The organism is Streptomyces longisporoflavus, assembly GCF_014649775.1.
Lineage (GTDB): Bacteria > Actinomycetota > Actinomycetes > Streptomycetales > Streptomycetaceae > Streptomyces > Streptomyces longisporoflavus.
The window spans coordinates 86,508-113,328 of record NZ_BMTR01000001.1 but is presented as its reverse complement, the minus strand read 5'-3'; the positions used below and the strand labels follow the sequence as shown (position 1 = coordinate 113,328).

34 protein-coding genes and 1 riboswitch are annotated in these 26,821 nt (G+C 70.2%); of the genes, 8 read left to right on the top strand and 26 right to left on the bottom strand.

Features of this window, described 5'->3' with window-relative positions; genetic code table 11:
* Positions 1–54: 54 nt before the first annotated feature.
* From IE226_RS00575 to IE226_RS00530, 10 genes are all read right to left on the bottom strand, one after another.
* Complete coding sequence (locus IE226_RS00575; RefSeq protein ID WP_190078909.1) at positions 55–1,659, bottom strand: alpha/beta hydrolase; 1,605 nt, start codon at positions 1,657–1,659, stop codon at positions 55–57.
* Positions 1,660–1,824: 165 nt separating this feature from the next.
* Positions 1,825–2,307 carry a nuclease-related domain-containing protein gene (locus IE226_RS45010; RefSeq protein WP_308429376.1) on the bottom strand — a complete coding sequence of 161 codons (483 nt, stop codon included), beginning with the start codon at positions 2,305–2,307 and terminating at the stop codon, positions 1,825–1,827.
* Between the two features lie 472 nt (positions 2,308–2,779).
* Positions 2,780–2,923 carry a hypothetical protein gene (locus tag IE226_RS00565; RefSeq protein ID WP_190078907.1) on the bottom strand — a complete coding sequence of 48 codons (144 nt, stop codon included), beginning with the start codon at positions 2,921–2,923 and terminating at the stop codon, positions 2,780–2,782.
* 212 nt (positions 2,924–3,135) lie between these two features.
* Complete coding sequence (locus IE226_RS00560) at positions 3,136–3,909, bottom strand: urease accessory protein UreD (protein WP_190078906.1); 774 nt, start codon at positions 3,907–3,909, stop codon at positions 3,136–3,138.
* Positions 3,906–4,589, bottom strand: coding sequence for an urease accessory protein UreG (gene ureG, locus IE226_RS00555; protein ID WP_190078905.1), 684 nt, complete (start codon positions 4,587–4,589; stop codon positions 3,906–3,908). The genes IE226_RS00560 and ureG overlap by 4 nt, the downstream gene beginning before the upstream one ends.
* 207 nt (positions 4,590–4,796) lie before the next feature.
* Positions 4,797–5,471: an urease accessory protein UreF gene (locus IE226_RS00550; RefSeq protein ID WP_190078904.1), complete on the bottom strand. Its 675-nt coding sequence runs from the start codon at positions 5,469–5,471 to the stop codon at positions 4,797–4,799.
* A gap of 11 nt (positions 5,472–5,482) precedes the next feature.
* Positions 5,483–7,204 carry an urease subunit alpha gene (locus IE226_RS00545; RefSeq protein ID WP_190078903.1) on the bottom strand — a complete coding sequence of 574 codons (1,722 nt, stop codon included), beginning with the start codon at positions 7,202–7,204 and terminating at the stop codon, positions 5,483–5,485.
* The gene (locus IE226_RS00540; protein ID WP_190078902.1) at positions 7,197–7,538 is read right to left on the bottom strand and encodes an urease subunit beta; all 342 of its coding nucleotides are present in this window, start codon (positions 7,536–7,538) and stop codon (positions 7,197–7,199) included. The genes IE226_RS00545 and IE226_RS00540 overlap by 8 nt, the downstream gene beginning before the upstream one ends.
* Before the next feature lie 14 nt (positions 7,539–7,552).
* Entirely contained in the window at positions 7,553–7,855 is a 303-nt protein-coding gene (locus IE226_RS00535; RefSeq protein WP_190078901.1) for an urease subunit gamma, read from the bottom strand.
* A 277-nt stretch (positions 7,856–8,132) separates the two neighbouring features.
* Complete coding sequence (locus IE226_RS00530) at positions 8,133–8,765, bottom strand: TetR/AcrR family transcriptional regulator (protein WP_190078900.1); 633 nt, start codon at positions 8,763–8,765, stop codon at positions 8,133–8,135.
* Between the two features lie 126 nt (positions 8,766–8,891).
* On the opposite strand from IE226_RS00530, the gene IE226_RS00525 reads away from it, so the two are divergent.
* Complete coding sequence (locus tag IE226_RS00525; RefSeq protein WP_190078899.1) at positions 8,892–9,902, top strand: ABC transporter permease; 1,011 nt, start codon at positions 8,892–8,894, stop codon at positions 9,900–9,902.
* A gap of 93 nt (positions 9,903–9,995) precedes the next feature.
* Here IE226_RS00525 and IE226_RS00520 read toward each other — a convergent pair whose 3' ends face one another.
* Positions 9,996–10,283 carry a type II toxin-antitoxin system Phd/YefM family antitoxin gene (locus IE226_RS00520; RefSeq protein ID WP_190078898.1) on the bottom strand — a complete coding sequence of 96 codons (288 nt, stop codon included), beginning with the start codon at positions 10,281–10,283 and terminating at the stop codon, positions 9,996–9,998.
* Positions 10,284–10,391: 108 nt separating this feature from the next.
* Entirely contained in the window at positions 10,392–10,760 is a 369-nt protein-coding gene (locus tag IE226_RS00515; protein ID WP_190078897.1) for a helix-turn-helix transcriptional regulator, read from the bottom strand.
* A gap of 133 nt (positions 10,761–10,893) precedes the next feature.
* On the opposite strand from IE226_RS00515, the gene IE226_RS45005 reads away from it, so the two are divergent.
* Positions 10,894–11,430 (top strand): ANTAR domain-containing protein, encoded by a 537-nt coding sequence (locus IE226_RS45005; protein ID WP_190078896.1) that lies wholly within the window; start codon positions 10,894–10,896, stop codon positions 11,428–11,430.
* Between the two features lie 348 nt (positions 11,431–11,778).
* On the opposite strand, the gene IE226_RS00505 is transcribed toward IE226_RS45005, so the two are convergent.
* Entirely contained in the window at positions 11,779–12,795 is a 1,017-nt protein-coding gene (locus tag IE226_RS00505) for a Ppx/GppA family phosphatase (protein WP_190078895.1), read from the bottom strand.
* A gap of 75 nt (positions 12,796–12,870) precedes the next feature.
* Between IE226_RS00505 and IE226_RS00500 the strand changes: the two genes are divergently transcribed.
* A complete protein-coding gene (locus IE226_RS00500; protein WP_190078894.1) occupies positions 12,871–14,343 on the top strand; it encodes an aminotransferase class I/II-fold pyridoxal phosphate-dependent enzyme in 1,473 nt (490 codons plus the stop codon).
* 121 nt (positions 14,344–14,464) lie between these two features.
* On the opposite strand, the gene IE226_RS00495 is transcribed toward IE226_RS00500, so the two are convergent.
* The 12 genes from IE226_RS00495 to IE226_RS00440 form a co-directional block, all read right to left on the bottom strand.
* The gene (locus IE226_RS00495; protein ID WP_190078893.1) at positions 14,465–14,776 is read right to left on the bottom strand and encodes a gas vesicle protein K; all 312 of its coding nucleotides are present in this window, start codon (positions 14,774–14,776) and stop codon (positions 14,465–14,467) included.
* Between the two features lie 13 nt (positions 14,777–14,789).
* Positions 14,790–14,978: a gas vesicle protein gene (locus IE226_RS00490; protein WP_190078892.1), complete on the bottom strand. Its 189-nt coding sequence runs from the start codon at positions 14,976–14,978 to the stop codon at positions 14,790–14,792.
* On the bottom strand, positions 14,975–15,772 hold the full coding sequence (locus IE226_RS00485) for a GvpL/GvpF family gas vesicle protein (protein ID WP_190078891.1): 798 nt from the start codon (positions 15,770–15,772) through the stop codon (positions 14,975–14,977). Before IE226_RS00485 ends, IE226_RS00490 begins: the two co-directional genes overlap by 4 nt.
* A complete protein-coding gene (locus IE226_RS00480) occupies positions 15,769–16,212 on the bottom strand; it encodes a gas vesicle protein (RefSeq protein WP_190078890.1) in 444 nt (147 codons plus the stop codon). The genes IE226_RS00485 and IE226_RS00480 overlap by 4 nt, the downstream gene beginning before the upstream one ends.
* Positions 16,209–17,390, bottom strand: a complete 1,182-nt coding sequence (locus IE226_RS00475) for an SRPBCC family protein (protein WP_190078889.1) — start codon at positions 17,388–17,390, stop codon at positions 16,209–16,211. Before IE226_RS00475 ends, IE226_RS00480 begins: the two co-directional genes overlap by 4 nt.
* Positions 17,383–18,081 (bottom strand): DNA primase, encoded by a 699-nt coding sequence (locus tag IE226_RS00470; RefSeq protein WP_190078888.1) that lies wholly within the window; start codon positions 18,079–18,081, stop codon positions 17,383–17,385. Before IE226_RS00470 ends, IE226_RS00475 begins: the two co-directional genes overlap by 8 nt.
* Positions 18,078–18,341 carry a gas vesicle protein GvpG gene (locus IE226_RS00465; RefSeq protein ID WP_190078887.1) on the bottom strand — a complete coding sequence of 88 codons (264 nt, stop codon included), beginning with the start codon at positions 18,339–18,341 and terminating at the stop codon, positions 18,078–18,080. The genes IE226_RS00470 and IE226_RS00465 overlap by 4 nt, the downstream gene beginning before the upstream one ends.
* A gap of 3 nt (positions 18,342–18,344) precedes the next feature.
* Positions 18,345–19,124 (bottom strand): GvpL/GvpF family gas vesicle protein, encoded by a 780-nt coding sequence (locus IE226_RS00460; protein WP_190078886.1) that lies wholly within the window; start codon positions 19,122–19,124, stop codon positions 18,345–18,347.
* The gene (locus IE226_RS00455) at positions 19,121–19,543 is read right to left on the bottom strand and encodes a gas vesicle structural protein GvpA (protein WP_190078885.1); all 423 of its coding nucleotides are present in this window, start codon (positions 19,541–19,543) and stop codon (positions 19,121–19,123) included. Before IE226_RS00455 ends, IE226_RS00460 begins: the two co-directional genes overlap by 4 nt.
* 79 nt (positions 19,544–19,622) lie before the next feature.
* Positions 19,623–20,054 carry a gas vesicle protein GvpO gene (locus IE226_RS00450; RefSeq protein ID WP_190079519.1) on the bottom strand — a complete coding sequence of 144 codons (432 nt, stop codon included), beginning with the start codon at positions 20,052–20,054 and terminating at the stop codon, positions 19,623–19,625.
* A gap of 69 nt (positions 20,055–20,123) precedes the next feature.
* Positions 20,124–20,591 carry a phage holin family protein gene (locus tag IE226_RS00445; protein WP_190078884.1) on the bottom strand — a complete coding sequence of 156 codons (468 nt, stop codon included), beginning with the start codon at positions 20,589–20,591 and terminating at the stop codon, positions 20,124–20,126.
* Positions 20,551–22,128 (bottom strand): amidase, encoded by a 1,578-nt coding sequence (locus IE226_RS00440; protein WP_190078883.1) that lies wholly within the window; start codon positions 22,126–22,128, stop codon positions 20,551–20,553. The genes IE226_RS00445 and IE226_RS00440 overlap by 41 nt, the downstream gene beginning before the upstream one ends.
* Before the next feature lie 346 nt (positions 22,129–22,474).
* On the opposite strand from IE226_RS00440, the gene IE226_RS00435 reads away from it, so the two are divergent.
* The 5 genes from IE226_RS00435 to IE226_RS00415 all read left to right on the top strand — a co-directional run bounded on the left by IE226_RS00435 (position 22,475) and on the right by IE226_RS00415 (position 26,220).
* Positions 22,475–23,110 carry an ATP-dependent Clp protease proteolytic subunit gene (locus tag IE226_RS00435; RefSeq protein ID WP_190078882.1) on the top strand — a complete coding sequence of 212 codons (636 nt, stop codon included), beginning with the start codon at positions 22,475–22,477 and terminating at the stop codon, positions 23,108–23,110.
* Positions 23,111–23,117: 7 nt separating this feature from the next.
* On the top strand, positions 23,118–23,426 hold the full coding sequence (locus IE226_RS00430) for a hypothetical protein (RefSeq protein WP_190078881.1): 309 nt from the start codon (positions 23,118–23,120) through the stop codon (positions 23,424–23,426).
* A gap of 334 nt (positions 23,427–23,760) precedes the next feature.
* A riboswitch (cyclic di-AMP (ydaO/yuaA leader) is annotated at positions 23,761–23,953 on the top strand.
* A gap of 3 nt (positions 23,954–23,956) precedes the next feature.
* Positions 23,957–24,430 carry a C40 family peptidase gene (locus IE226_RS00425; RefSeq protein ID WP_190078880.1) on the top strand — a complete coding sequence of 158 codons (474 nt, stop codon included), beginning with the start codon at positions 23,957–23,959 and terminating at the stop codon, positions 24,428–24,430.
* Between the two features lie 138 nt (positions 24,431–24,568).
* Positions 24,569–25,114: a DUF6328 family protein gene (locus IE226_RS00420; protein WP_190078879.1), complete on the top strand. Its 546-nt coding sequence runs from the start codon at positions 24,569–24,571 to the stop codon at positions 25,112–25,114.
* A 194-nt stretch (positions 25,115–25,308) separates the two neighbouring features.
* Positions 25,309–26,220 carry a LysR family transcriptional regulator gene (locus IE226_RS00415; RefSeq protein ID WP_190078878.1) on the top strand — a complete coding sequence of 304 codons (912 nt, stop codon included), beginning with the start codon at positions 25,309–25,311 and terminating at the stop codon, positions 26,218–26,220.
* Here the strand turns inward: IE226_RS00415 and IE226_RS00410 are convergent.
* Entirely contained in the window at positions 26,209–26,676 is a 468-nt protein-coding gene (locus IE226_RS00410; RefSeq protein WP_190078877.1) for an ATP-binding protein, read from the bottom strand. The two genes, IE226_RS00415 and IE226_RS00410, sit on opposite strands and share 12 nt — an antisense overlap.
* Positions 26,677–26,821 lie beyond the last annotated feature (145 nt).

Sequence of the window (26,821 nt, the reverse complement as noted above, 5' to 3'; positions counted from 1 at the left end):
GACCGGTGTAATCCGGCCGCCCCCTTCACGTCGCCTAGCGCACCGTCACCGTCATTACGGCTTGGGGGTGGCGTGCGGCGCGCACGTCACGTCCTTCTTGTCCACCTTGCCCGTGAGCAGGTAGGTGTCGACACGCTCGTTCAGGCACGGGTTGACCAGGTTCGTGATGCCGTGCGAGCCGGCGTCCTTCTCCGTGATCAGACGCGAGCCCTTGAAACGCTTGTGCAGCTCGACGGCGCCCTCGTACGGGGTGGCCGCGTCGCGGGTCGCCTGGGCGATCAGGACGGGCGGCAGGCCCTTGCCGGTCTTGACCTCGACCGGCTCGTGCTGCTTGCTCTTCCAGGTGGCGCAGGGCAGGTTCATCCAGGCGTTGGCCCACGTCATGAACGGGTTGTCGCGGTGGATGCGGGTGTTGTCGCGGTCCCACTTCTTCCAGCTGGTGGGCCACTTGGCGTCCGCGCACTCGACGGCCGTGTAGACCGCGTTGCCGTTCTCCGAGGCGATGTTGCCCGCGGTGTCCGACAGGTCGGGGCTGGCTGCCTCGATCAGCGGCTTGGCGTCACCGGCGACGTACTTGCTGAAGTTCGTCGCGATCCCGACCCACGCGGAGTCGTAGTACGGAGCGCTCTGGAAGTAGGAGACGAGCTCGGCGGGGCCGACGACTCCGCCCAGCGGCTCCTTCTTCGCGGCGGCACGCAGCTTGTCCCAGTTCTTGGCGACCTTGTCCGCGGTGTCCCCGAGGTGGAAGGTGGCGTCGTACTTGGCGACCCACGTCATCCAGTCCTTGAGGCGGACCTCGAAGGCGACGTCCTGGTCGAGGTTGGCCTCGTACCAGATCTTCTCCTTCGACGGGTTGACCACCGAGTCGACGACCATACGGCGCACGTGCGACGGGAACAGCGTCCCGTAGACCGCGCCGAGGTAGGTGCCGTAGGAGACGCCGAGGAAGTTCAGCTTCTTCTCGCCGAGCGCGGCCCGGATGACGTCCAGGTCACGTGCGGTGTTCGGCGTCGTCATGTGCGGCAGCATGTCGCCGCTGCGCTCGGCGCAGCCGTCCGCGTACTCGGCGGCCAGCTTGCGCTGGGCGCGCTTGTCGGCCTCGGAGTCCGGCACCGGGTCGAGCTTGGGTGCCTTGACGAACTCCTGCGGGTCCACGCAGGAGATGGGCGCCGAGCGGCCGACGCCGCGCGGGTCGAAGCCCACGAAGTCGTAGGCCTTGGCCGTCTTCTCCCAGAGCTTGGCCTTGGTGGCCACGCGGTTGGGGAAGCGGAGCCCGGAACCGCCGGGGCCGCCGGGGTTGTAGACGAGCGCGCCCTGGCGCTCCTTCTTCGTCCCGGTGTTGCCGATGTGGTCCACGGCGAGCTTGATCTTCTTGCCGTTGGGCTTGGCGTAATCGACCGGGACGGTCACCCAGCCGCACGTGACGGCCTTCTCCAGACCCCAGTCGGCGGGGCATGTCTTCCAGTCGATGCCGGCCTTGGCGGCACGCTGCGCGGCGAGCGCGACACCGCGCGCCTCGGAGCTGGTCCGCTGCCGGGCGTCAGCGCTGCCGCTGCCCTGCCGGGCATCGGCATTGGCGACCGGCGCCATGATCGCGCCCGCTATGAGCGAGCCCGTGATCAGCGTGCCGGCTGCGCCGAATGCTGTGGTGCGTCTCAACTGGTTCCTCCCCCTGTCGATTTACCTGTCGACTTTCGAACAGTAGGAGGATCCTGTCGGTCAACGGGTTCAGTGCGACAGACCGGGCAGGTATTTCTTTACCAATCCGATAACCGGGTCGGGGGAACCGGTGAGCGGTTTGTCCTGGTGAGGCGTGGCCGTCCCTCAGGCGGCCAGCCACGCGCGCCGGTGCCGTGCGACCGCGTACAACGCATCGATCTGCCCGGCATCGAGCACCCCGTGGAGCGGGCCGAGCGCGGACACCTCGCGCTCGCGGTACACGCGGACGGTGAACTGCGTGGCCGCTTTGGTCAGTTCCGTCACGCCGACGAGCACGATGACCGGCTGCACTTGAACCGGAATACCGGCGTACCGCTCCAGCACCGCCTGGACTCGACCAGCCTCCGCCTTGCTCTTGCGTGCGTACGGCTGCGGCCGACCGTGGCTGACCTTCGCCATCTCGTCGCCGATCCATACGGCCTTCCCGAAGTGGCGCTTGGTGTTGACGCTGAACACTCCGCCGGCACCGATCAGGAGATGGTCGATGTCCACGTCCCGAGGCAGCGGCACGGAATGCAGCACGCGCCAGCCGGACCGCGAGAGCCGCTGCAACTCACCACCGACCCGGCGCTCACCGGCGAGCCCCATACGCCATGAATCCCACTCGGACTCACGCCGCAACAACCATGACAACACCCGCCGAGCAGGACTGGGCCCCTCCTCGGCGAGCAGACGCCTGAGCCCCTCCCCCGGCCGGTTCAAGGCGAGATCGTCCGGTGGTGTCAGCGGGGGCAGCTCCGGAACGACTTCCCTCCCAGCCGCAGTACGCGGTGTGGGCTTCGCGGCGGCGCTCGATCCGGATGCGGGCGAAGGTCGTGTGAGGAGCGGACGCAGCAACCTGAGTGCCTCATGCCGGTACGGCTCCAGCAGGATCGTGACCTTGCCCGTCCGGCAGTCCGCCCATGCGGCGGCGGAGCCGTCGGGGAGGTTCACATAGAGCCGATCCTGCCCATGCCGCTTCCACCGAACGACCCTGAGATCACTCACACTTGCCCACCCCCACGCAAGTACGGGCCCGCAGACGCTGCCGCAGACGGAGACTCCGCCTCCGCCCTATGCGTCAGTTCTTCCGGCGACGCCGCTGCGCGTAGGGGCCGCTGCCATCATGTTCCCGATGCAACTCGTCGTCGGGGTCGCGCTCGTCGCCGCCCGCGTTGTCTCCAGGAGTCGCAATGCGTTCCCCCTTGTCGACCTTGGCCAGCATCGAGGCGAGGGGATCGGGAGGGCCGTCGCTGAAACGGCCTGAGCCGCGCCAGGGCGTCTGCTCCGGCTCTGTCCTGTCGTCACGCGACGGTGATGTACCACTCACGAGTAGCCCCCTCCGACTCTCCCCGAGATGCACGCGACATCTTTCCCCGGAAGGTCGACGGGTAACCCGACTAGAGCGGCTTGGCCAACCGGCCCGGCGCAGGGAACTCAGGTGAGTGTGCGCAGTGCCTCGTCCAGTGTGCGTCGTACCCGCAAGGCGTCGGGGGCGACGGCGGTGACGAGTACGGCGGGGCCGGCGAGTGGAGTGAGTGATGCCGTTTCGCCGAGCAGCGCGGGGCCGGGGCGGTGCTGGTCGAACTCCGGGCGGACGATGACGAGCTGGCCGATCGCGCGATGCCCCGCCAGGACGGCCGGGCCGTCCCAGCCGCCGGGTGCGCCGGGCCCGCAGGAGAGCTCCTGGTCCAGGAGGAGGCGGCCCGCCCGGCGCACAGTGAGGCGGCTGGTGAGGCGGCCCGCTTCTTCGCCGGTCCGGCCGAGCACCTGCTCCTCCCGCAGCACGAGGCTCGCGCTCGCGGCGAGGTCGGCCCGCGTGGTGACCCGCAGATCGCTGTCGCGTACGGAGATCAACTGCTCGGGCAGCCAGTGCAGTTCCGACGCGTCGCCGACCGTGAGGCGTACGTCGTAGCGCGCCGCCTCCTTCGACTGGCCGGGCAGCGCGAGCGTGGCGGCGGCCGAGCCGATCTGCAGCCGGGCCCCCTCACGGGAAGCGGCCTCGACGGTGAGGTGATCGCCCCCGAGAGGGCCACTCATCGCGCCGACGAGGGTGACGCGGGCGCCCGCTCCGGCCGACCGGGTGCGGCGCGGCACGATCGGTCCCTCGCCGTCGAGTACGGGCAGGACGGTGCCACCCCGCCCATCGCCTCGCGCGGTGATGCGGGCGGTGCCGCGCACCCCGGATGCCACGCCGGTCCTGACGGTCATGCGGACGCGGCCCAGGCGGCGTACTGGGCACGCGCCCAGGCGGCGACGGGTCCGACACCCACGTCCGACCGCAGCGACTGGAAGATCACGGGCAGCTCGGCGCGCTGCGCCTTGGCGTCCGCGGCCATGCCTTCGAGGTCGGAGCCGACGTACGGGGCGAGGTCGGTCTTGTTGACGACGAGCAGATCGGCCGTGGTGACGCCGGGGCCGCCCTTGCGGGGGATGTCGTCGCCGCCCGCGACGTCGATCACGAAGATCTGGGCGTCGACGAGGCCCTTGGAGAAGGTGGCGGTGAGGTTGTCGCCGCCGGACTCGACGAGGATCAGGTCGAGCGGCCCGATCTCGTCCTCCAGGTCCTCCACGGCCTCCAGGTTGGCGGAGATGTCGTCCCGGATCGCGGTGTGCGGGCAGGCACCGGTCTCCACGGCGGTGATCCGCTCGGGCGGCAGCACGGCCTCGCGCAGCAGGAACTCGGCGTCCTCGCGGGTGTAGATGTCGTTCGTGACGACGGCGAGGGAAAGCTCCTCGCGCAGCTCCTTGCAGAGCGCGGCGACGGTGGCGGTCTTGCCGGAGCCGACGGGCCCGCCGAGGCCGATCCGCAGCGCCCGGCGGTGTCCGTCGGGGCGGTGGGCGTCGGCGCTCACGGCGGTCGATTCGTCGTGGGAGTGATCGAGGTGCATGTACGGCTCCTATGGTTCAGTAGTTCGTTTCGCCCTGCACAGCGGGGCTTCAGTAGGTCGTTGTCGCCCTGTACAGGAGGGCTTCAGTAGGTCGTTGGCACCCTGTACGGCAGGGCTTCGGGAGTTCGTTTCGGCCTGTACGACAGGACTTCGGGGCGAGTGCCGCGCGGTTGAAGCCCAAGCCCGGCGAAACCCGGCGAAGCTCGGCTACGAAGCGAACAACCGGGCGGGCCAGCCCGCATGCGCTTCCGCCCCGACCTCCAGCAGCGGCGCGGACGCCGCGGGCAGTTCATCGACCCCGTCGGCCACCGCGCGCTGCGCCGCCTCCGCCGCCTCCCGGACGACGAGGTCGAGTTCGGGCGCGAGGCGTGCGAGGACGCCCGTCGCGTCGAACGGGTCGAGGCTCAGCAGCCGCACGGTCGCCGTCGCGGGTCCGCTGACGCACTCGTACGCGGAGCAGTACGCGGCGTCGCGGGCCCCGAGACCCGCTGCCCTGGCGGCGAGGCCGAGCACGACGGGCTGGTGCGCGCCCTTGGGCCGGGCGGCGGCCAGCTGGTCCAGGGACGGGTCGGGCCATGCGGACCGCGCGGCACGCATCATCTGGCGGCCGAGCCGCCGCCCGGCGACCCGCAGCGCGGCTGAGGGCGTCCTCGCGTCGGCGGCCTCGTCGAGCTCCAGCGGATCGAGCCCGAGCGCGGCCGCCGCCGCCAGTGCGGCCGACACGAGGCCCGTCGTGTGCAACCGCCCCCGGCAGAACTCCTCCAGGTCGGCGGCCCCGGTGACGCGCCCCGCCTTGACGGCTTCCTCGGCCCCGCCGGAGTGCGCATGCCCTCCGGCGGGAAACCGGCCGTCGGCCAGGACGAGTAGTGCGGCTTGGGACATGACAGCGCCCGTCAGAACAGGAAGTACCGCTGCGCGAGCGGCAGTTCGGCGGCGGGGGCCGGCTCGACGAGCTCACCGTCGATGGTGACGGCGAAGCTGTCGGGGGCGACCTCCACCCTCGGCAGGGCGTCGTTCTCACGCATGTCCGCCTTGGTGCGCCCGCGCGTCGAGCGGATCGCCGTGAACTCCTTTGCCAGGCCGAGCCGTTCGGGCAGCCCGTCGTCAAGGGCCGACTGAGTGACGAAGTTGAAGGAGTTGAGGCCGGGCGCGGTCCCGTGCGCGCCGAACATGGGGCGCGGCAGGACCGGCTGCGGGGTGGGGATGGAGGCGTTGGCGTCGCCCATCTGCGCGTACGCGATCTGGCCGCCCTTGATGACCAGCTGCGGCTTGACCCCGAAGAACACCGGGTCCCACAGCACCAGGTCGGCGAGTTTGCCGCTCTCGACCGAGCCGATCACGTGGTCGACACCCTGCGCGATCGCCGCGTTGATCGTGTACTTGGCGACATATCGACGCGCGCGCCGGTTGTCCGCGCGGGTGTCCCCCGGCAGGAAGCCGCGCCGCCGCTTCATCACGTGCGCGGTCTGCCAGGTCCGCATGACGACCTCGCCGATGCGCCCCATGGCCTGCGAGTCCGACGACATGATCGAGATGGCGCCGATGTCGTGCAGGATGTCCTCGGCCCCGATGGTGGTGGGGCGGATGCGCGACTCGGCGAAGGCGAGGTCCTCGGGGACCGCCGCGTTGAGGTGGTGGCAGACCATCAGCATGTCGAGGTGTTCCTCGATGGTGTTGACGGTGTGCGGCCGGGTCGGGTTGGTGGAGCTCGGCAGCATGTTCGGCAGGGATACCGCCGTGATCATGTCCGGGGCGTGCCCGCCGCCCGCGCCCTCGACGTGGAAGGCGTGCAGGGTGCGGCCCGCGACGGCGCCGAAGGTGTCGCCGACGAAACCCGCTTCGTTGAGCGTGTCGGTGTGGACGGCGAGCTGGGCTCCCGTGTCCTCGCAGACGTTCAGGCAGGCGTCGATGGTGGCGGGCGTCGCGCCCCAGTCCTCGTGAATCTTGAAGCTGACGGCGCCTGCCCGCAGTTGGGCGTGCATGGACTCGGCGGAGACCGTGTTGCCCTTGCCGAGGAAGCCGATGTTGACCGGGCTCGACTCCATCGCCGCGAACATCCGGGCCAGGTGCCACGCGCCGGGGGTGATGGTGGTCGCCTTGCTGCCCTCGGCCGGGCCGGTGCCGCCGCCGATGAGGGTGGTGACCCCGGAGGCGAGTGCCTCGTCGACGATGGTCGGCGAGATGAAATGGATGTGGGTGTCGATGCCGCCGGCGGTCAGGATCTTGCCGTTACCCGCGAGGACCTCGGTCTCCGGGCCGATGACGAGATCGGGGTGTACGCCGTCCATCGTGTCCGGGTTGCCGGACTTGCCGATGCCGGTGATACGGCCGTCGCGTATGCCGACGTCGGCCTTGACGATGCCCCAGTGGTCGATGATCACGGCGCCGGTGATGACGGCGTCGGGGGCGCCTTCGGCACGCGTCGTGCGCGACTGGCCCATCGACTCGCGGATGACCTTGCCGCCGCCGAACACCGACTCGTCGCCGGAGAGTCCGGGGCCGCCGGAGCGGTCCTCCTCGATCTCGACGAGGAGGTCGGTGTCGGCGAGCCGGATCCGGTCGCCCGTGGTGGGTCCGAACAGGTCGGCGTACGCGGCGCGGGACAGCTCAGGCATCGAGGGGACCTCCGGTCTCGCCGCGAAGTCCGGGCACGATGCGCAGACCGGCCAGGGGGACGAGTTCTACGTCGACGGGGATGCCGGGCTCGAAACGCACCGCGGTGCCGGCGGGGATGTTGAGCCGCTTGCCGTGCGCGGCGGCACGGTCGAAGTCGAGACCGGGGTTGGCCTCGGCGAAGTGGTAGTGGGAGCCGACCTGGACGGGGCGGTCGGCGGCGTTGAGGACGGTGAGGGGGGTGACCTCGCGGCCTGCGTTGTAGGCGACGGGTTCGTCGGCGAAGAGGATCTCGCCGGGGATGACGGGATGCGTGGGACTCTGCGCGGAACTCATGCGGCCGGCCCCCGTCAGACGATCGGATCGTGGACGGTGACGAGCTTGGTGCCGTCCGGGAAGGTGGCCTCGACCTGGACGTCGTGGATCATCTCGGGAATGCCGCTCATGACGTCGTCGCGGGTGAGCACCTTGCGCCCCGACGACATGAGTTCGGCGACGGTACGGCCGTCGCGGGCCCCTTCGAGAATGTGGGACGTGATCAGCGCGATCGCCTCGGGGTGATTGAGCCGCAGCCCCCGCGCCCTTCGCTTCTCGGCCACGTCCGCGGCCACATGGATGAGCAGTCTCTCCTGCTCGTGCGGGGTCAGTTGCACGCGTCCCACCTCACAGTCCTCGCTCCGGACCGTGCGGGGTCCGGCTGCCGCGGCCACCGCGACGGATATAGATGTAACACACAGGCAGTACGCTTGATCTTGCGCACCCCGGTTACGAAAACCCCTGGTGGCGTGGCATTGCAGGCTAGTTGGGAGGAGTTTCAACGAGGTTAACCAGCGCTTGACCGCTTCATGACCATCAGCAGGGCTCCCCCATACCCGACCGGCCGGGCCTGTCCACTCGCGCCGAAGTGAACACCCCGCCCGCTTCCTTCCGTCAGGCGGGCTTGCCCGTGCCCATACCCATGCTCATCAGGCCGCGCAGTCCGTCCTGCAGCGCGTCGACGGGAACCTCGTCGAACAAGGCCAGCTGGGCGACGAAGCCCTGGGCCGCGGCGACCATCACCCGCGCCACATGATCGGCCGGGATGTCGCCGCGCATCATGCCGGCCGCCTGATACCCCTCGACGATCTTCACCCAGGCCACCCGCACCTTGGCGTACCCCTGCCGCATCACGTCGGCGAGCTCTTCGTTGCGCAGCGTCTCCGCCCACACCTGGACGATCAGCCGCGGGAGGTACGAGGCTTCCCCCTCCCCGGCACCCGGCCGGCGACCGAGCACCTGGGTCAGCGCGCGGCCGATCAACTCGTCCGGCGGCGGTGGCGGGGTCTCCTCGGCAGCCGCTTCGAAGGTCGCCTGGATCCATTCGAGGACCTCGCCGACGATCGCCGCGATCAACTCCTCCTTGCCGCGGAAGTAGCGGTAGACCGCTCCGGCCGAGAGGCCGACTTCCTTGAGCACGTCCTGCATCGAGGTGGCGTGGAAGCCATTACGGGCGAAGCAGCGGGCGGCGCCGTCGATGATCTGGCGGCGGCGTGCGTCGAGGTGCTCCTGGGATACGCGGGCCATGCCCCCAAACGTAAAACGAACATTCATTCTTGACAAGCGGCCACGACGGGCGGACAGTGAGGGCATCCCGTAAAACGAACGATCCTTCTCTTTAAATCCGACCGTCAAGCCCGAGGAGCTCAGCTCATGTCCACCCCGGTCACCACCCCGCCTCCCCAGGGCCGCCGCATGGTGGCCGTGGCCGTCCTGGTCTCCGCGCTCGCGGCCCTCGCCCTGTGGGCCTTCGCCTGGCCCGCCGCCAGGACCGCCCCGCGCGACCTGCCGCTCGGCGTCGCGGGCCCCGCCGCGGCCACGGCTCCTCTGCAGGCTCAACTCAAGGAGAAAGACGGCGCGTTCGAGATCCATCGTTACGCCGACGAAGCCGAGGCCCGCGACGCCATTGAGGACCGGGCCGTATACGGGGCGATCGTCGCCACGCCGCAGGGCATGAAGCTGCTCACCGCGACGGCGGCGAGCCCCGTGGTCGCCCAGCTCCTGGAGCAGGCGGTGGCCGGTCAGGCTCCGGAAGGCAGCCGGGTGACCACCACCGACGTCGTCTCCGCACCGGCCGCCGACCCGCGGGGAGCCGCACTCGGCGCCGGCGTCCTGCCGCTCGCCATCGCGGGCGTCGCGGCCGGTGCGATCGTGACGGTGCTCGGCCTGCGCGGCATCCGCGCGGTGGCCTCCCTCGTCCTGGGCGCCGCACTGGTCGGTACGGTCGCCGCGGCCCTGACGCACAGCTGGCTCGGCGTCCTGACGGGCAACTGGTGGGCGGAGGCAGGGGTGCTGAGCCTCTCCACGCTGGCGGTCGGCGCGACCGTCGCCGGCTGCGCGGCACTTCTCGGCCCGGCGGGCATCGGGGTCGGCGCGCTGGTCATGGTCCTGATCGGCAACCCCTTCTCCGGCGTGACGTCAGCGCCGCAGCTGCTGCCCGAACCGGTCGGGTTCATCGGCCAGTTGCTGCCGCCAGGCGCCGGAGGCACCCTGTTGCGCTCGGTGTCCTTCTTCGACGGCGCCCGCGTCACGACTCCCCTGATCACCCTCACCGTATGGGGCCTGCTCGGGCTGACGGCCGTGCTGCTCGGCACACTCCGCCGCCGCCCCGCACCGGCGCGCGACGAGGCGCCTGCCACGAGGGAGACGGTGCCGGCCCCCTGACCGGGCGGCACACCCGGACAGCCGTACGCCTCCGCTGTAGCGGACGGAGGCGTACGGCCTTTTCGGCCTTTCCTGCGCTCAACTGGCTTACGGCTACGACGGATCGGAGCCCCGGTGCTCGGCGGCGATACCGAAGCTCTGCCGCTCACCCGCACCTGACGACGGCGACGGCGTGGCGCGCAACGACGAGACGGAGCTGACCACCTGCTCCTCGTCGGCCTCCGTCGACTCTTCGAGTCGTTCCAGGTCGGCGGCGGACACGAGGGCCACGAGCGGCTTGCCATGACGGGTGACGACCACCCGCTCACCGCCGTAGACGACGCGGTTGATCAGCTCGGCGAGCTCTGCACGGGCTTGCGTCACCGGAATCTCGTAGGCCATGCTCCCCAGCTTAACGGGCGCCCTGTACGGCCATCCGGCTCGCGAGGAGCGGGTACGCCGCAGGTCAGAGGTGAGGGGCCGGAATTACGGCCCTCGCTCCCCCTCATGTCACGCGTCGGCCTGTCGGTCGCTCGCGTTCGGCGCTTCCCGCAACCGGCCGGCAGCATCGCCGCGCCCTCCGTCGTGCTGCGCCAGCAGCGAGAGGAGTTCCGCCACCGCGAGCCCCGAGTCGGCGGGGTGGCGCAGGATGGTGCCCGATTCGATTCGGTAGGTGTTGGAACGGCCCCGGCGCGTGTGGGAGAGATATCCGCCGCTCTCCAGATCGGCGACGATCTTCTGTACGGCGCGCTCGGTGAGGCGGCAGCGCGCGGCGATGTCCCGGATCCGCGTTGCGGGGTTGTCGGCGATCGCGGCCAGCACGCGGGCGTGGTTGGTGAGGAACGTCCAGCCGGTGTGTGGTTCAGGTACTGCTCCCATCCCCCCACGATAGGGTGTTTGATTCACGCATTCAAAAGGGCGAACAACGTTTCCTGTATCTCTTGACGGGTGGCCCTCGTCGGTCCGACGCTGAGTGAGGAGATGACGCACGGATGCCGACGGAGTGGGCGCCATGACAGAACGTGCAGTTCCTGCGTACCTCGCGGAGGACGGGGAAGCCGCCCCCATCGCATCTCCCGGCCCGCCGGTCGAGGGTCGGCGACGCCTGCTTTCCGTCGAGCCGCCCCGCACCGACGACCCTGCGGCGACGCCGGATGGATCGGACGGACCGGATGGTCCGGACGGCCTGGATGGACCGGCTGGTCCGGCTGGTCCGGCGCAGGATGACGTCGAGCAGATCCCCCACGCCCGGGCCGAGCAGGGTTCGGACGACGAACTCGTTCAACTGCGGCGGGCCATGCGGACGCGGCCTGTCATCGACATGGCGCGCGGTGTCCTGATGGCCTCCTTCGGCCTGAGCGCCGAGGATGCGTGGCGCGTCCTTGTCGCCGTCTCCCAGAACACCAACACCAAGCTGCACACCGTGGCCGACGACCTGGTCACCGCCGTCACGGGAGAGAAGATCCCGAAGCCTCTCCGGCGGCAACTGGCCGCGGCGGTCGCCGGGCTCCAGGCACCGGCGGCGCCGCCCGACACCCACGAGGGATGAGCCGGCCGCCGAACGGGGCTGCCTGCGTTGCCCCGTGCTCCGGCTCTGCCCCGCCTGGGCGCTCGACAGCGGCCAGGCGTAAGGCGTACGGCGTACGGGGCGGGACCAGCGCGGAGGAGTGAGGAGCGCAGAGGAGCCCCCGGTGCTGCGGCGGAAGGCCGACGCGGCAGTTCTCCCGGCCCCGGCCCGCACCCGCACCCGCACCCGCACCCGCACCCGCACCCGCACCCGACCATCTCAGTCCCGCACGTCCCCCACGCTAGCCCCACAAAGCTGCGCCTCAGTTCCGCAAAGCCGCAGGTCATGTCGACCCCCTCAGCGCCCCCGCTCGCTCCCGCAGCGCCGCGCTCAGTTCTGCAACGCCGCGATCCGCAGCGCCATCGGCTCTACCGCGGGCTGAGTAGTAGTCAGCGTCTCCCGTCCGCTGACCTCCGCCCACCACGCGCCGCCGTCCTCCATGTGCCGCAACAGCACGCCTTCGCGGATGGCCCAGGGGCAGATGGTGACCGTCTTGACGCCGGTCAGCTTCATCGCCGTGTGCCCGACGATCGCTCCGGCCAGGCTCTGCACGGCCCGCGGCGCCGACACCCCCGGAAGCCGGGCGCGCTCCGACGCCGGAAGCGCGGCGAGCCGGTCGCGGCACTCGCGCAGTTCCGACCGGCTCAGCTGCCTGGTCGTGAAAGGCCCGTGGCGACCGGGCGCCGCGCCCCCGAGCCGCGCCAGCTGCTGGAACGTCCGCGACGTCGCCACCGCCGTGCGCGGCCCTTCCCAGCGGATCCGCGCGGCTACGTCCCGCAGCTGGTGACGCACCTTGCGCCGCAGCTCCTTGACGCTCTGCTCGCTCGGCGGATCCTCGCCGTCGAAGAACTCCCGGGTCAGCCGACGCGCCCCGAGCGGCAGCGAAGCCACGTAGTCCGGCAGGCGTCCGCGTCCGAAGGCCACTTCGAGGGAGCCGCCGCCGATGTCGAACAGTGCCAGAGGGCCGGCACGCCAGCCCATCCATCTGCGGGCCCCGAGGAACGTGAGTTCGGCCTCCACCTCGCCGGGCAGCGTGCACAGCCGCACCCCGGTCTCCTCGTCGATCGACCGCAGCACGTCGATGCGGTTGGGCGCGCTGCGTACGACCGTCGTCGCGAAGGCCAGCGGCTCGGCCGAACCCCACCGCCGGGCGGTCGCGGCGGCCGCGGAGACCGCCGACACGAGCTGCCCCACGGACTCTTCGGGGATCACCCCGCTCGGCCCGACCTGCTCGGAGAGCCGCACCTTCCATTTGGCGGTGTGGACCGGCAGGGGCACACCGTCCTCAGCGTCCACAACGACCAGCCTGACCGCATTCGCACCCACGTCCATCACACTCATTCGCATGTGACTCTGAGTACCCAACAGGTCATGGGACAGTCACTCTGATTGACCTTCGCGGGCTACGGGAACTCGTGATCCATGACCGTCGACCACACACGGGCCCCCGTACTCGAAGCTCTGGCCGAACACCGCAGAAAGGGCCGCATCGCCTTCACCCCGCCGGGCCACAAACAGGCAAGGGGCGCCGATCCCCTGGTGCGGCAGGTCCTCGGCGACGCCGTCTTCCACGGTGACCTCCTCGCCTCGGGCAGTCTCGACGACCGCCGCTCCCGCGGCCGGGTCCTCGAGCGGGCCGAGCGTTTGATGGCCGACGCCGTGCACGCGACGCACACCTTCTTCTCGACGTGCGGCAGCTCCCTTTCGGTCAAGGCGGCGATGCTGTCGGCGGCGGGGCCGCACGACGAACTGCTCATCGGGCGTGACGCGCACAAGTCGGTCGTATCGGCCCTGATCCTCTCCGGGATCCGCCCGGTCTGGGTCGACCCTTCCTGGGACCCCGACCGCCATCTGGCGCACCCACCCACGGCGGCGGACTTCGCAGCGGCCTTCGACGCCCATCCCGACGCGAAGGGCGCCCTGGTCACCAGCCCCACGCCGTACGGGAGCTGCGCCGACCTGCGGGGCATCGCGGAGGTCTGCCACCGCCGCTCCCTGCCGCTGATCGTGGACGAGGCCTGGGGCGCGCACCTGCCGTTCCATCCCGATCTGCCGTCCTGGGCGATGGACGCGGGCGCCGACATCTGTGTGACGAGCATCCACAAGATGGGCAGCGGCCTCGAGCAGGGCTCCGTCTTCCATCTCCAGGGCGATCTGATCGATTCGACGGTGCTGAAGTCCCGCGCGGATCTGTTCGGCACCACAAGCCCTTCCGTGCTCATCTACGCCGGTCTCGACGGCTGGCGCCGGCAGATGGCCCTGCGGGGCAAGGAGCTGATGGGGGGTGCCCTGAATCTGGCGGCCGACGTACGGGCGGCGATCGAGGAGATCGACGGACTGCACGTGAACGACCGCGCCGACTTCTGCGGGCCCGCCGCCGACTTCGATCCGCTGCCGGTCGTCATCGACGTGAGCGAGCTCGGCACCTCGGGCTACCGGGCGGCGGACTGGCTGCGCGAGCACCGCTCGATCGAGGCGCACCTGTCCGACCACCGCCGCATCAGTACCCAGCTCACCCACGCCGACGACCGGGAGACCACGGATCAACTCCTGGCCGCGCTGCGGGCCCTGTCCGATACCGCTCCCGCACTGCGCCCGGTGCCCGAGGTGGAGGTCCCCCCTCCCTCCGAGCTCCGTCTCGCCCAGGTCGAGCTGCCCCGCGACGCTTACTTCGGGACCACCGTCGACGTGCCGATCGCCGATGCGGCGGGACGCGTCGCGGCGGAGATGCTGACGCCGTATCCGCCGGGCATCCCCGCGGCGCTGCCCGGCGAACGACTCACCGAGCCGGTGCTGCGCTATCTGCGCACCGGCAAGGAGGCCGGCATGAACGTGCCGGACGCGGCGGACCCGGGCCTCGACACCGTACGCGTCGTCGAGGAACCGTCTCGCTAGAGGAACACCTGCTGGCGGAACAACTGAGCACGCACCCGTGAGCGAGCCCCGGACGTCGGTATCCGGGGCTCGCTCACGGGTGCGTGTAGCCGGCGGCTCCCCACGGGGGGCGCCGTTCGGGCTAGTCCCTCGGGAGCAGTGGCCCGAGGGGCCCGAGGTCCAGGTTCAGGTCCTCGGGTTTGAGGCCGTACCGATCGCGCAGTTCGGCCATACGGTCGTCGAGGAGCATCAGCGTCAGGCCGATGCGTTCCTCCTGGTCCTCGTCGAGTTCCCCGGTGTCGAACCGGCGCACGGCCTGTCGCTCCATGAGCTGACGCAGCAGCTCCACGACGGTGAGAACGAGTTTGATCAGGTCGCGTTCCACCGTGTCCGGTTCGAGTTCCAGCCGGTTCTTCCCCGGTGTCCTCTCGGTCCTCTCGGTCCTCTCGCTCACGGCAACTCCTCGCTCACAGCAAATCCTCGAAAGGTGACGGGACTTGCTCGTTCACCGAGCTGATCAGTGCGTTCAGGTCGATACGGACGAGATCGACGTCTGCGATGCGCAGGGTGAGGTCGCCGGTGATGACGACCCCGCCCGCGAGCAACCGGTCGAGCAGGTCGACCAGGGCGACCTCCCTGCGTTCGACGACTGTCACAGTCCCGCCTCTCCCACCGCACCGTCGGCGGCCTCGTCGTCGGCCTCCAGGCCGGCGAAGGAGTACGCGGCCCACGGCCCGGTCAGTTCCACGCGCAGGGCGGATTCGTCGCCCTTCACGCCTTCCACCAGTTCGGCGAAGGCTTCCGACTCGGAACGCGGCACCAGATAGGACGCGTTGAGTACGTTGCGGCCCGATTCGCGGGAGAGCGCGGAGTTCTGGGGCGCGTGCAGCCGCGCGTCCTCCGCGTTCTCGCAGAGCAGCCCGTGCAGCCGGTGCGCGAACTTCTCGGCGCTCTCCCACATCTCCTCGTGGGCCTTGTTGCGCTGGCGCCGCTGGCGCAGATAGTCCCTGCCGCTCGCGGCCTTCTGGGCCTCCTGCGCCGGGCGGGCAGCCTCCGCCTCGGCATGGATCTTGACGCCCCATTCCACCCGGCCGTCGAGCCGGTCGAGCGTCCGGTGGAAGGAGTTTTCCCGCTCCTCCATCATGGCGCGCACGCCCGCGTCGTCCCTGAAGACGGTGGCGAGCCGCAGCGGCAGCGGCGTGGTGACGGCGGTGAGCGCGTCGATCACGGCCTGGTGGGCGCGTGCGGTCGCGCTCAGCCAGTCCAGGTCCTCCAGATGGCGCCGGAGCGGCTCCTCCGCGAAGTCCTGTTCCGGCACCGTGCCGACCACGGCGATCAGGCCGTGGTGCGACAGCTGACCGGGGGGCGCGCCGTCCACCCCGGTCACCTGCGCCTGGAGCGCCGCGTCGAAGGGACGGCAGATGGCGTAGACGTACCGCAGTCCGCTCATGTGCTTTCCTCCGACTTGCTCCGCGCCGTCTTGCTCTGCTCTGTCTTACTATGCTCTGTCTTGCTCTGCTTGGCCTTGCTTGGCTCCGGACTGCTCTGCTCGGATTTGCCTCGCTCCACCGTGCGCCGCTCCGCCGTGCCTTGCTCCAGTTCGGCGACCTGGGCGCGCAACTCGGCGTTCTCGCGCGCCAGTTCCTTGCGGCGCGCGCCGGAGGACAGCGCGGGGTCGTCCTCCCACCAGTCGATTCCCATCTCCTTCGCCTTGTCGACGGAGGCCACGATGAGTCGCAGCTTGATGGTCAGCAGTTCGATGTCGAGCAGGTTGATCCGGATGTCCCCGGCGATCACGATGCCCTTGTCGAGTACGCGCTCCAGGATGTCGGCGAGGTTCGCGCCACCGCCCTGCCCGTACGGCTCGGGCATCCGGCTGGGCATGGTCATCGGCGACTCCCGCTCACCGCGGGCTCTTCGTCGTACTTGGCGTCCTCTTCGTCTTCTTCACCCTCGTCCTCGTCGTACTTGGCCTCTTCCTCGCCCTCGTCCTCTTCGTCCTCGTAGGACTCCTCGGGCTGCTGCTCCTCGTCCTCCTCGTCCTGGTTCTCGTCTTCGTAGGACGCTTCGGGCCGTTCCTCGTCCTCGCGGTCTTCTTCCTCTTCGTCCTCGTACGACTCCTCGGGCTGGTCCTGTTCCTGGTCCTCGCCCTCGTACTCGTCCTCGGCGTCGTCCCGCGATTCGCCCTCTTGCTCGTTCTGCTCCTCTTCGAGAGCGTCCTCGTGGCTGATGACGACCTCGCCGTCGCGGATCTCACCGCGCCAGCCGTCCTCCGCCTCGCCCTTGATGGTGATGAAGCGGGCGAAGTTCTTCAGGTCGAGCCGCGCCCGGCGGCCCTGGGCGCGCCAGATGTTGCCGGTCTTCTCGAAGAGGCCCTTCGGGTAGTACTCCAGGACCAGCAGGACACGCGTCAGGTTCTCCGCCAGCGAGTGGAAGCTGACGACGCCCTTCGTCGTGCCCTTCGCGCCCTCCGAGGTCCAGGCGATCCGGTCGTCCGCCACCTGCTCGGTGGTGTGGGCCTTCCAGCTCCGGCTGGACCAGAAGATCTTGGCCTGCCAGTCGGATGTGGTGTCGTCGGCACGGTTCGCGCTCTTGACGCCCTTGGCGAAAGTGCTGAACTCCTGGTACTGGGTCCACTGGTCGTACGCCGTGCGCAGCGGCACGCCGACATCGATGAACTCCATGATGACCGTGGGCTTCTGGCCGGCTCCGCCCTTTTTGCGGCCCTTGCCGCCGGTCATGTTCTTGAAGGCGCCGACCACGTTGTCCTTGGCCCGTCCCGCGCCGACCTCGATGGCGGAGCGCAGCGGTCCCTTGCCCTCGGCCATTTTGCGGCCGCCGTCGAGGGCCAGCTTGGCGAAGCCGGGGCTTTTGCCGTCGGCGATGTCATTGAGCTTGTTCGTCGTCTCGCCGAGCTTGTGGCCCACGCCGGTGAGCAGGCGCTGCGCCTGGGCCCCGAGGTAGTCCTGGACCTCTGCCTTGAGCCGGTCGGCGGCCTCGCTCTGGGCGATGCCGGCGAGCGGATTCTCCTTCGCCCCGTTCTTGCCGGACTTCAGGGTGTCACTCATCACGACCGCCCTCCTTCGGCAACCGGGCCCCGGTGGAGCGGCGCGCGGTGGACTTCGCCGCGGCCCTGGCGGGAGCCTTCTTCGCCGTCTTCTTCGCAGGGCTCTTCTGTGCCGTCTTCTGTGCCGCCGGCTTCTTGGCGGGGCTCTTCTTGGCGGCCGTCTTCTTGGCGGCGGGCTTCCGCTCGGGGGCCCTCTTGCGGGGCCGGGGCTTCTCCTCGGGCTCCGACTCCGCCTCGGCGGCCTCCTCGTCCTCGTCGTCCCGCTCGTCGCGGTCATCGCGGTCGTCCCGGTCGCGGTCCTCGTCGTACTCCGCGTACTCGTCGTCCGGGTCGTCTTCTTCGTTCTTGCCGCCGCGGCCCGGTATGTCCGGCTTCACGCCCGCGAGCTGGTCCCGCACGTCCGCCGTACGTCCGTGCAGCCGGTCGGCGAGACCCGAGATCTGCCGCTCGAGCAACGCGCCGGAGGCGGCCTTGCCGACTCCGCGCAGGTCCCCGCGCAACTGGTCGCCGATCTCCTTGAACTGCGGGTTGTTCTGCAGCTGTTGGGAGAGCAGGTCCCCGATGGCGCGCGGGCTCAGGTTCATCCGCTTGCCGGCCACCATGGTGCCGACCGCGAACGCGAGTTTCATCTTCTTCGTACGCCCTAGGACGTATCCGGCCCCTACGGCGAGGCCCATGCCGAGTCGATTCATCGTGTGGTCCCGTTGTCGGTTCCCGCACCGGAGTGCAGGCCTGTTTCCAGGCGGTCGAGCAACTCGTCCTCCTGGCGGTCGAATTCCTCCTCGCTGATCTCGCCCGACTCGAGCCGTTCCTCGAGCTGGGCGAGTTCGGCGCGGACGGTGGCCGGGTCGTAGTAGAGGCGCTCGGCCTCGGCGAGTACCTGGCTCACCGCCCAGAGGCCGCCGCGCACGGGTGCGAACGGCAGCATCAGCACTTCGCCGATCAGTCCCATGACCTACTCCTGGCCCATGTGCGACCCCATGGGCTCCGACGCGGCTCCCGCGGGCTCGGAGGGCCCGGGCTCGACGAAGCTGTAGGGCGGCAGCGGTCCGTTGACACGCAGTTCGATGTGCGGATAGGCCTTGCGGGCTTCCTCGACGGCTTCGAGGAACGCGCCGGGCGAATCACGCTCGACCAGGAGCGACAGGTTGGCCAGCCATCCCGTGGACTCGGGACCCACGCTGACCGCCTCCGCGGTCGGCTCCAGGAGGCGGTGCAGTTCCACCGCGTCCTCGGCCTCCCGCGCCTGGAGCGCGGCCACGACCGCCTCGCCGAGCTGCAGCTTCTGCTCGTAACTGCCGCCGCCGGCCTGCCGGTTGGCCTCGGCCAGGGACTGCACCTCGGGGTTGTCGGCCATCACGCGATGCAGGGCGGCCTGCTCGTCGTGGCTGGCCTTGACGTTGTACTCGACCTTGCCCTCCAGCGTGGCGAGCCGCTCGAGGTAGTGCTCGGCGCGCTCGGCGAGCACGCTGGTGACGGCCCCGTCGTCCGGGGCGACGTTGCCGAACCGCATGGGAAGGACCGGCCCCGCGGAACCCGCCTCGCTCAGCACGTTCTGGTGGGCGAGCAGGTCGTTGCGCTTGGGGCGCAGCCCCTCGGGCGCGTCACTGACGATGGCCGCCAGGCTGCCTTCCTTGAGGATGCGCACGGGGCGTGCCGGCTTCCCGACGCCTTCCATGCCCTCGGGGAGCGAGGGGTGGGAACTCGCGGTGATGCCATAGACGTACGTGCTCATTCCTGCTCCTCCTTCCTGCGCGCGGACGTCTTGCGTGCGCGCGGACGGGACTCGGTCTGGCCCTCTTCACGGGACTGCTTGAACGCGTCGGAGATGGTCTCGGCGGCACCGGACAGGGCGCCCTTCGACTTGCCGCGCGCACCGGATTCGGTCATCTCGCCCACGAGGTCGGGCAGACCGGGGTTCTTGTGCGGGCCCGCCTCCAGGTCGAGGCGGTTGCACGCCTCGGCGAAGCGCAGGTAGGTGTCGACGCTGGCGACGACCACACGCACATCGATCTTCAGAATCTCGATGCCGACGAGCGAGACACGCACGAAGGCGTCGATGACGAGGCCACGGTCAAGGACGAGCTCCAGGACGTCGTACAGGCCACTGGTGCCGCCCGAGCCGCCGGACTGTTGTGCAGGAACTACGGTCATGCCGACCGACCCTCCTTTTCTGGGAAGTCTGCGGAAAGAACTGCGGAATTCCCGTACAGGGATTCACGCAGCGAGGGATTTACCGCCCTCCGCCCTTCTGGGAATCGGCGCGGCCGCGTTCATAGCGGCGCACGCGCCGATAACCCAGGAGTTCGCCCTGCGGGTCGCACTCCACCTGGTAGCTCGCCAGGAGACTCATCGTGTCCGGCACTCGGGTGAGTTCCAGTACCTCGACCTCCAACATCCAGCCGTCTTCGGTCTGTTCGAAGGACGACACGGATTCGGCGACCATCCCGGTGAGTTCGGCGAGCTGGGTGCGCGCCGTGCGCAATACCTCCATCGGGCCGGGGCGACGCTTCGCCCCGCTGCTTTCCGCTTGTTCGGTTGAATTCTTCGCGTTCGAGCTGTCGGAGTTCGAGTTCGCGGAGTTCGAGGTCGACTTCGCATTTGCGCTCGAGGTCGACTGCCGTGAACTCGTCCTCTTCTTCGCTGGATCTGATGATGTGTTCAATATGGCCACCTCTTCTTCACGAGTGGCCCGTAATCCGTTGGCCAAACATCCACATTGGGGCGGGTCGGCTCACCGGCCGGGGCGGTGCGGCACATCAGGGTCCACACCGGCGGGACGCGTCGCGTCCACGGTCGGCGGCGTCACCGGCCGCTCCGGAGTCTGTGGCGGGGACACGGGCGCAGCGGGCACGGAGGGGGTGTCGGCGGAGGGGCGGGCGGCGGAGGGGCGGGCTGCGTCACGCAGGAGATGGGCGACAACGCCGAGTACCACCGCGGTGATCAGCGCGGCAGCCCAGTCGGGCAGGCCGAGCGCGACGGCGAGGCCGAAGGCGAGCGCGAGCGCGGCGCCCGCGTAGAGACCGGCGGCGCCCGCCCCCGCGTACAGTGCGGCCTTGCGCCGCTGTTTTCGTGTCTGCTCTCTCAGTTCGTCACGCAGTCCGTTGCGCAACTCGCCCCGCAGTTCTTCGCGTACGGCCTCGCGGGCGGCACGCGTCAGCTCATCGACGAGGTTCTTGTCCAGATGCTCCAAACGGTTCATGGCGCCCGAGTACCCGGCCGTCCGGGCGAGTAACGGGCCGCCCCGGCCTCCGCTCGCCGTGGCGGGTGGCTTGTTCGAAGGCGTGACCGATCTGCAGGACCCGTAGATCGCCGCGGTGCGGCCCGACGATCTGCAGGCCGACCGGCAGGCCTTCCGGGGTGAACCCCGCGGGCACCGCGAGGGCCGGACTGCCGGTCGCGGACACCAGATACGCCGAGCGCATCCACTCCAGATAGTCGGTCATCACCACCCCGCCGACCATGCCCGGATATTCCCGTTCGACCGGAAACGGTACGACTTGGCTCGTCGGCAGAATCAGGGCGTCGTACCGCTCGAAGAACTCCCGCACCCGGTGGAACAGCTCCCCGTGCAGCACGGTGGCGCGCTCCAGGTCGACGCCGGTGAGTGTGCTCCCCTGTTGTACGTTCCTTACGAGGCTGGGCTTGATCCGGTCGGCCGCGGTCCGGGTGAGCGCACCGAGCGCCAGATGGAACTGCCAGGCGCGCAAGGTCCGGAACACCTCGTCGGCGCCGGTGAGATCGGGGCACGCCTCCTCCACCGTGCAGCCCAGATCGGCGAAGACCGTGACGGCGGGCGCAAGCACGTCGGTGACCTCGCGGTCGACCGGCACCGCTCCTCCCAGATCCGGCGACCAGGCGATCCGCAGCCCGGTCAGATCCCGTTCGAGCGACCCGGAGAACGCACTCCCCGGTGTCTCCAGGGAGATCGGCGAGCGCGGGTCGGGGCCGGCGACGACGGACAGCAGCAGGGCCGCGTCTGCGACGGTTCGCGCCATCGGTCCCTGTACGGCCATCGTCGACCACGGGGTGGCGTCCGGCCAGGTCGGCACCCGGCCCGGCGAGGGGCGCAGCCCCACCACGTTGCAGAACGAGGCGGGGTTGCGCAGTGAACCGCCCATGTCGCTGCCGTCGGCCAGGGGATGCATGCCGCAGGCGAGCGCGGCCGCCGCTCCCCCGCTGCTGCCGCCCGCCGACCGCCGGAGGTCGTAGGGGTTGCGGGTAGGGCCGAAGACCGGGTTGACGGTGTGCGAACCGGCCGCGAACTCGGGCACGTTGGTCTTGCCGATGGTGATCGCCCCGGCGCCGCGGATCCGCTCGACGATCAACTCGTCGCGGTCCGGGACGTTGTCGGCGAGGAGCGGCGTGCCGTAGGTGGTGCGGATGCCGCGGGTGTCGTGCGTGTCCTTGTGCGCGACGGGCAGGCCGTGCAACGGGCCGAGCGGTGCGCCGCGCGCGGTCTGTTCGTCGGCGGTACGCGCCTCGTCGAGCGCGCGCTCGGCCGTGAGGGTCACCACGGCGTTCACGGCGCCGTTGACCTGCTCGATCCGGTCGAGGTGTGCCTGGACGACCTCACGCGCCGACAGCTCGCGGGCGCGGATCCCGGCGGCGAGTTCGCGGGCGGTGAGGTGGACGATCTCGGGGACTTCGGGGACTTCGGGGACTTCGGGGGCGTCGGGGACGCAAGGGCCCCCAGGGGCGTGGGCGGCGGCGGGGAGTTGGCGGTCTTCGGGCTGCATACGACGCTTTCGGCTCGGGGCGGCTGGCGGTCGACGGCTGACGGCTGACGGCTGACGGCTGACGACTTGTGACGGGCAACCGGCGGCGGACAACCGGCGCCCCGGCGAACGGGCCCGCCCCGCCACCGGACGGGTGACGAGCCGGAGCATGCCCACGCCGTCGCGCCCGCCACGCGGCCCCGCGCGCCCCCACCCCGGCTTTCAGCGAGCGGCTGAAACACGGCACATCTGTTGACTCCGGCGGATCACCCGAAGATGCTCTCCCCCACAACGATACGTACGTCCTGTACATTTTTTTACAGGAAGCCCAGAGGGCCGGCCGCCCCCGGCAGAGGAGAGACGTGCCATGAACCGACCGTTCGCCCGCCATGTCCTGCCCGAGTTCACCGAACGCACCAGCACGGGGCAGCGGACCCTCGATCCGTACTCGAAGCTGCTCGCGGAGCGCATCGTCTTCCTCGGGACACCGATCGACGAGACCTCCGCCAATGACGTGATGGCGCAGTTCATGCACCTCGAATACCTCGCGCCCGATCGGGACATCTCGCTCTACATCAACTCCCCCGGCGGCTCGTTCAGCGCGATGACGGCCATCTACGACACGATCCAGTTCGTCTCCTGCGACGTGGAGACGACCTGCCTGGGCCAGGCCGCGTCGGCGGCCGCCGTCCTGCTTGCCGCGGGCACCCCCGGCAAGCGGTCCGCGCTGCCCGGCGCCCGGGTCCTTGTCCATCAGCCGTCGATCGCCGAGCCGATCCACGGCCAGACGTCCGACCTGGCGATCCAGGCCGACGAACTCCTGCGTACCCGAGGCCAACTGGAGAAGCTGCTCGCCCGGCACACGGGCCAGAGCACGGAACGCGTCGCCGCCGACATCGAGCGCGACAAGATTTTCAGCGCCCCCGAGGCGGTCGAGTACGGCCTGGTGGACCGGATCATCGCGAACCGCAGGTCGTCCTCCGAGCCCCGGGACGCGAGGTGAACCGGCGGTGCTGCCACCCGAACTCCCTCCCCTGCCCGCACTCACCCGCGCCGAGGGCGAGTTGATTGACCGGTACCTCGAAGTGGTCGACCTGGTGGGCCGGATCAACCCGGCCCGCGCCTCGGACACCTACGGCGGTCTGCGCGCGGCCCAGGCCCTGGTCGGCAGCGCGACGGCCCTGCGGGACGCGCTGACGCTCATGCACCAGCGGGGCGAGAGCGCGGTGCACGCGCCGACGCTGGCCCGGGCCCTGCGCGTCCTCGACGGGGAGCGACGGGCCGGGCGGGTCACCGTGCCGCCACCAGGTGCATCCTGAGCCCCCGTCACCGCAGGCCTGAAGTCCGGGTCGTCCGGGGCCGGTTCCAAACGAACCAAATGGGCTACCTCGTTCGGCGTAGACGATCGTCGTCTTTCGAGCCGTCTTCGGTTGCGTCAGATGCGTACGCGGGGGCCGGAATTCCTCGTTCCGGTGCTGGTCGAACGGTCCTCAGACCCCCTGGGCCGCTCCCGAATCAACCCCTGTCCACCCGAACGGTTCAGTCGTGAGGAGGTTCACAAAACGCCGTTTCGGCTCGGAATTTGACCACTTCTCGGGTCAAGATCCCTTCCGACGACAAGCCCCCGCCACAGCGGCGGGGCGGTCCGGGCGGACGCCGAATCCTGCCGCCGCCCGGATGACCGGTCGACATCGGTGCATCGGCAGGAGTGGAGGACCCAGGCATGACGGGTCGGTCCGGAAGGTCCGGACGCCGACCCTTGGGGTGAAGCCGCACACCGCGGCCGGGCAACTTTGTCAGCCCGAATCCGACAGGTCATCCTTCACAGGCGGCTGACGAAGGGTTGCGCATGACCGCGCTGAATCATGTTCCGTCGCTGCTCACGAGGGTCGGATCGGTATCCGCTCTCACGCTCGCCGTCGTAGGCGGCACCCTCGCGGCCCCGGGGCTCACACCGGAAGCAGAGGCCGCCACGCATGCGAGCAAAGCGCTCAAGGTCGCTGCCTCCAAGAAGGGCTCTCCGTACCGCTACGGGGCGACGGGACCACACCGCTTCGACTGCTCGGGCCTGACCCAGTACTCGTTCAAGCGCGCGGGCAAGAAGCTGCCACGCACCGCCGCACAGCAGTACAACAAGACCCGCCACATCTCCGCGTCCAAGCGCGTCCGCGGGGACCTGGTCTTCTTCCACTCCGGCCGGAACGTCTACCACGTCGGCATCTACGCCGGTAAGGGCCGGATCTGGCACGCCCCGAAGTCGAACACCGTGGTGCGGCTGGAGAAGATCTGGACCAAGAGCGTCTCGTACGGCAGGGTGCGCTGATGACCCTTCACTGATCGTCGTCCGTCGGGCGGTGGCCGCGGCCCTTCCGCTGCCGCCACCGCCCGTCCGGGCCCCGCGAGCCCGATGACCGGCGCGCCCGCCGGGCGTGGACGGCGTCGGCACGGATACTCGTACGCCATGGCCGAAAACCACAGCTCCAGTGCCGAGGACGAGCCACCGCGCCACGAGACGCGCTTCGAGCGAGCCGATCGCAACTTCTCGGAGATCCTCCAGGAACTGCGTGTGACGCAGGCCGGGGTGCAGATCCTCTTCGCGTTCCTGCTGACCCTCGCGTTCACCGAGCGGTTTCCGTCGCTCGACACGACGCAGCGCGCCACGTACGTCAGCACGCTGCTGCTCGCCGTCCTCGCCGCGGCGTTGTTCACCGCGCCGGCCGCCGTGCACAGGTCGCTTTTCGGGCGGCGGGCCAAGCCGCTGATCGTGCGGGTGTCCTCCCGCCTCGCCGGCCTCGGTCTTGTGGTCCTGGTGTTCGCGGTCTCGGGTGCCGTGCTGCTTGTCGTCGACGTGGCGGTGGGCAGGACCGGCGGCATCATCGCGAGCGCGGGCACGCTGGTGGCGTGCGCTGGCCTGTGGGGCCTGCTCCCCCTTCTGGTGCGTCGCGCCGCGGACAAGGACAGGGAATCGGACACGCCGGACGACGGCAGGCGATCGCGGCTGCGGTGAGGTGCACCGGACCGAGCACGCGAGGTGCACCGGACCGAGCACGCTGAGCGCGGCCGTGGCGTCCCCCGCCGTTCTTCTGCCTTCAGCAGGTATGTCAAATACCCTGAGTGTGCCTCAAGCGGGCCTTCAGCCCCACGCCGACGGACGGCACCGCCCGGCACCACAGCCCGTCGGCTCCTGCAACGGGAGAGACCATGTACGACCCGACGCGGCTCGCCGCACTGGTGGCGGTCTCCGAGGCCGGGTCGATCACCCGCGCAGCCGAACGCCTCGGCTACACCGTGCCCGCACTCTCCCAGCAGCTGGCCAAGCTCGAACGCGAGGCGGGCGCCCCGCTCCTGGTCCGGCATCACCGCGGGGCACGGCTCACCGGCGCGGGCGAACTGCTGCTCGCCCGGGCCCGCCGGGTCCTCGACGAGATGGAGCAGGCCCGGCACGAACTGGCCCAGCTTGCGGACCTGTCCGGCGACAGACTGAGCGTGGGCACCTTCACCGATGCCGGGATCCAGCTGTTGCCGCCCGCGCTGACCGCGTTCCGCCGCGCCCACCCGGACATCGAACTGACGGTGCGGGGCTATGAACCGCCGCTGGGCGTGGCGGCCGTGGCGGCGGGCGAGGTCGACCTGGCGCTGACGCACACGTACGAGCCCACGGCCCCGGCGCCGCTGCCCGCGTCCCTGACCGCGGAGCCGGTCCTGGTCGAGGAGCTGGTCCTTGTCACCTCGCCCGGCCACGCTCTCGCGAGCGCCTCGGCGCGGCTGCCCCTCAGCGAGCTCGCCGGTCACCCGCTGATCAGCGTGGCGCCGGCGCATCCGCCCCGCCAGGGCGTGGAGTCCGCGCTCGCCGCGGCCGGGGCGACACCCTCGGTCCTGGTGGAGACACCGAACTACGCGCTGGTGTGCGCGCTGGTCAGCTCCGGGCTCGGGATCGCCGTCGTCCCGGAGATGGTGGCGCGGGCGCCGGCGGCGCCGGTAGGGGTGCGGCTCCTCGAGCCGGGGAACCTGCGCCGTACGATCTCGGTCGTCCACCGCACCGACGAACCGCATCCCGCGGCGGACACCTTCCGGGCGCTGCTCCGGGGCGCCTTCGGGCGCTCAGCGGGGTGAGGGCCAGGCCGACGGGGCCGCCGCGCCGCCGCTGACCGGCGCCGTCCAGGGCAGCTCGATCCAGACCGTCTTGCCGCCCTCGGGGGTGGGCGTGACCGAGAGACGGCCGCCGCACTCCATGGTGAGCCAGCGGATGATCACCAGGCCGCGGCCGTTGTCCTGCTGGACGGCCGCGGGCAGCCGCTTGGGGTAGCGGGGGTGGCTGTCGGTGACGCCGATGCGCAGCTGCTCCTCGCGGTCCAGCTCGATGCCGACCGTGAAGGTGGGCGATTCGCCGCGGGTGTGCTGGACGGCGTTCGTGGCGAGTTCGGAGACGATGAGCCGGATCGTGTCGCCCACGTCCGTGTCGGCCGCGAGGCCCCACTCCGCGAGGACGTTCGAGACGTACTTCCGGGCCGCGGAGACCGAGGCAGGATCGCTCGGCAGGGTGACGGATGCTTCCTGAAGGTCTGCCATGGCGACGTGTCCCTTTCCCACCGGGGCTCGGCTCCGACTCGTAGCGAAGAGCACGAGGACAGTCCCGGAATGGTGCCTTGCGCCAGCCTGCCACTTCGGACCCCTCGCAGGTGGTCATCCATCAAGATGTGCATATATCTGTCGC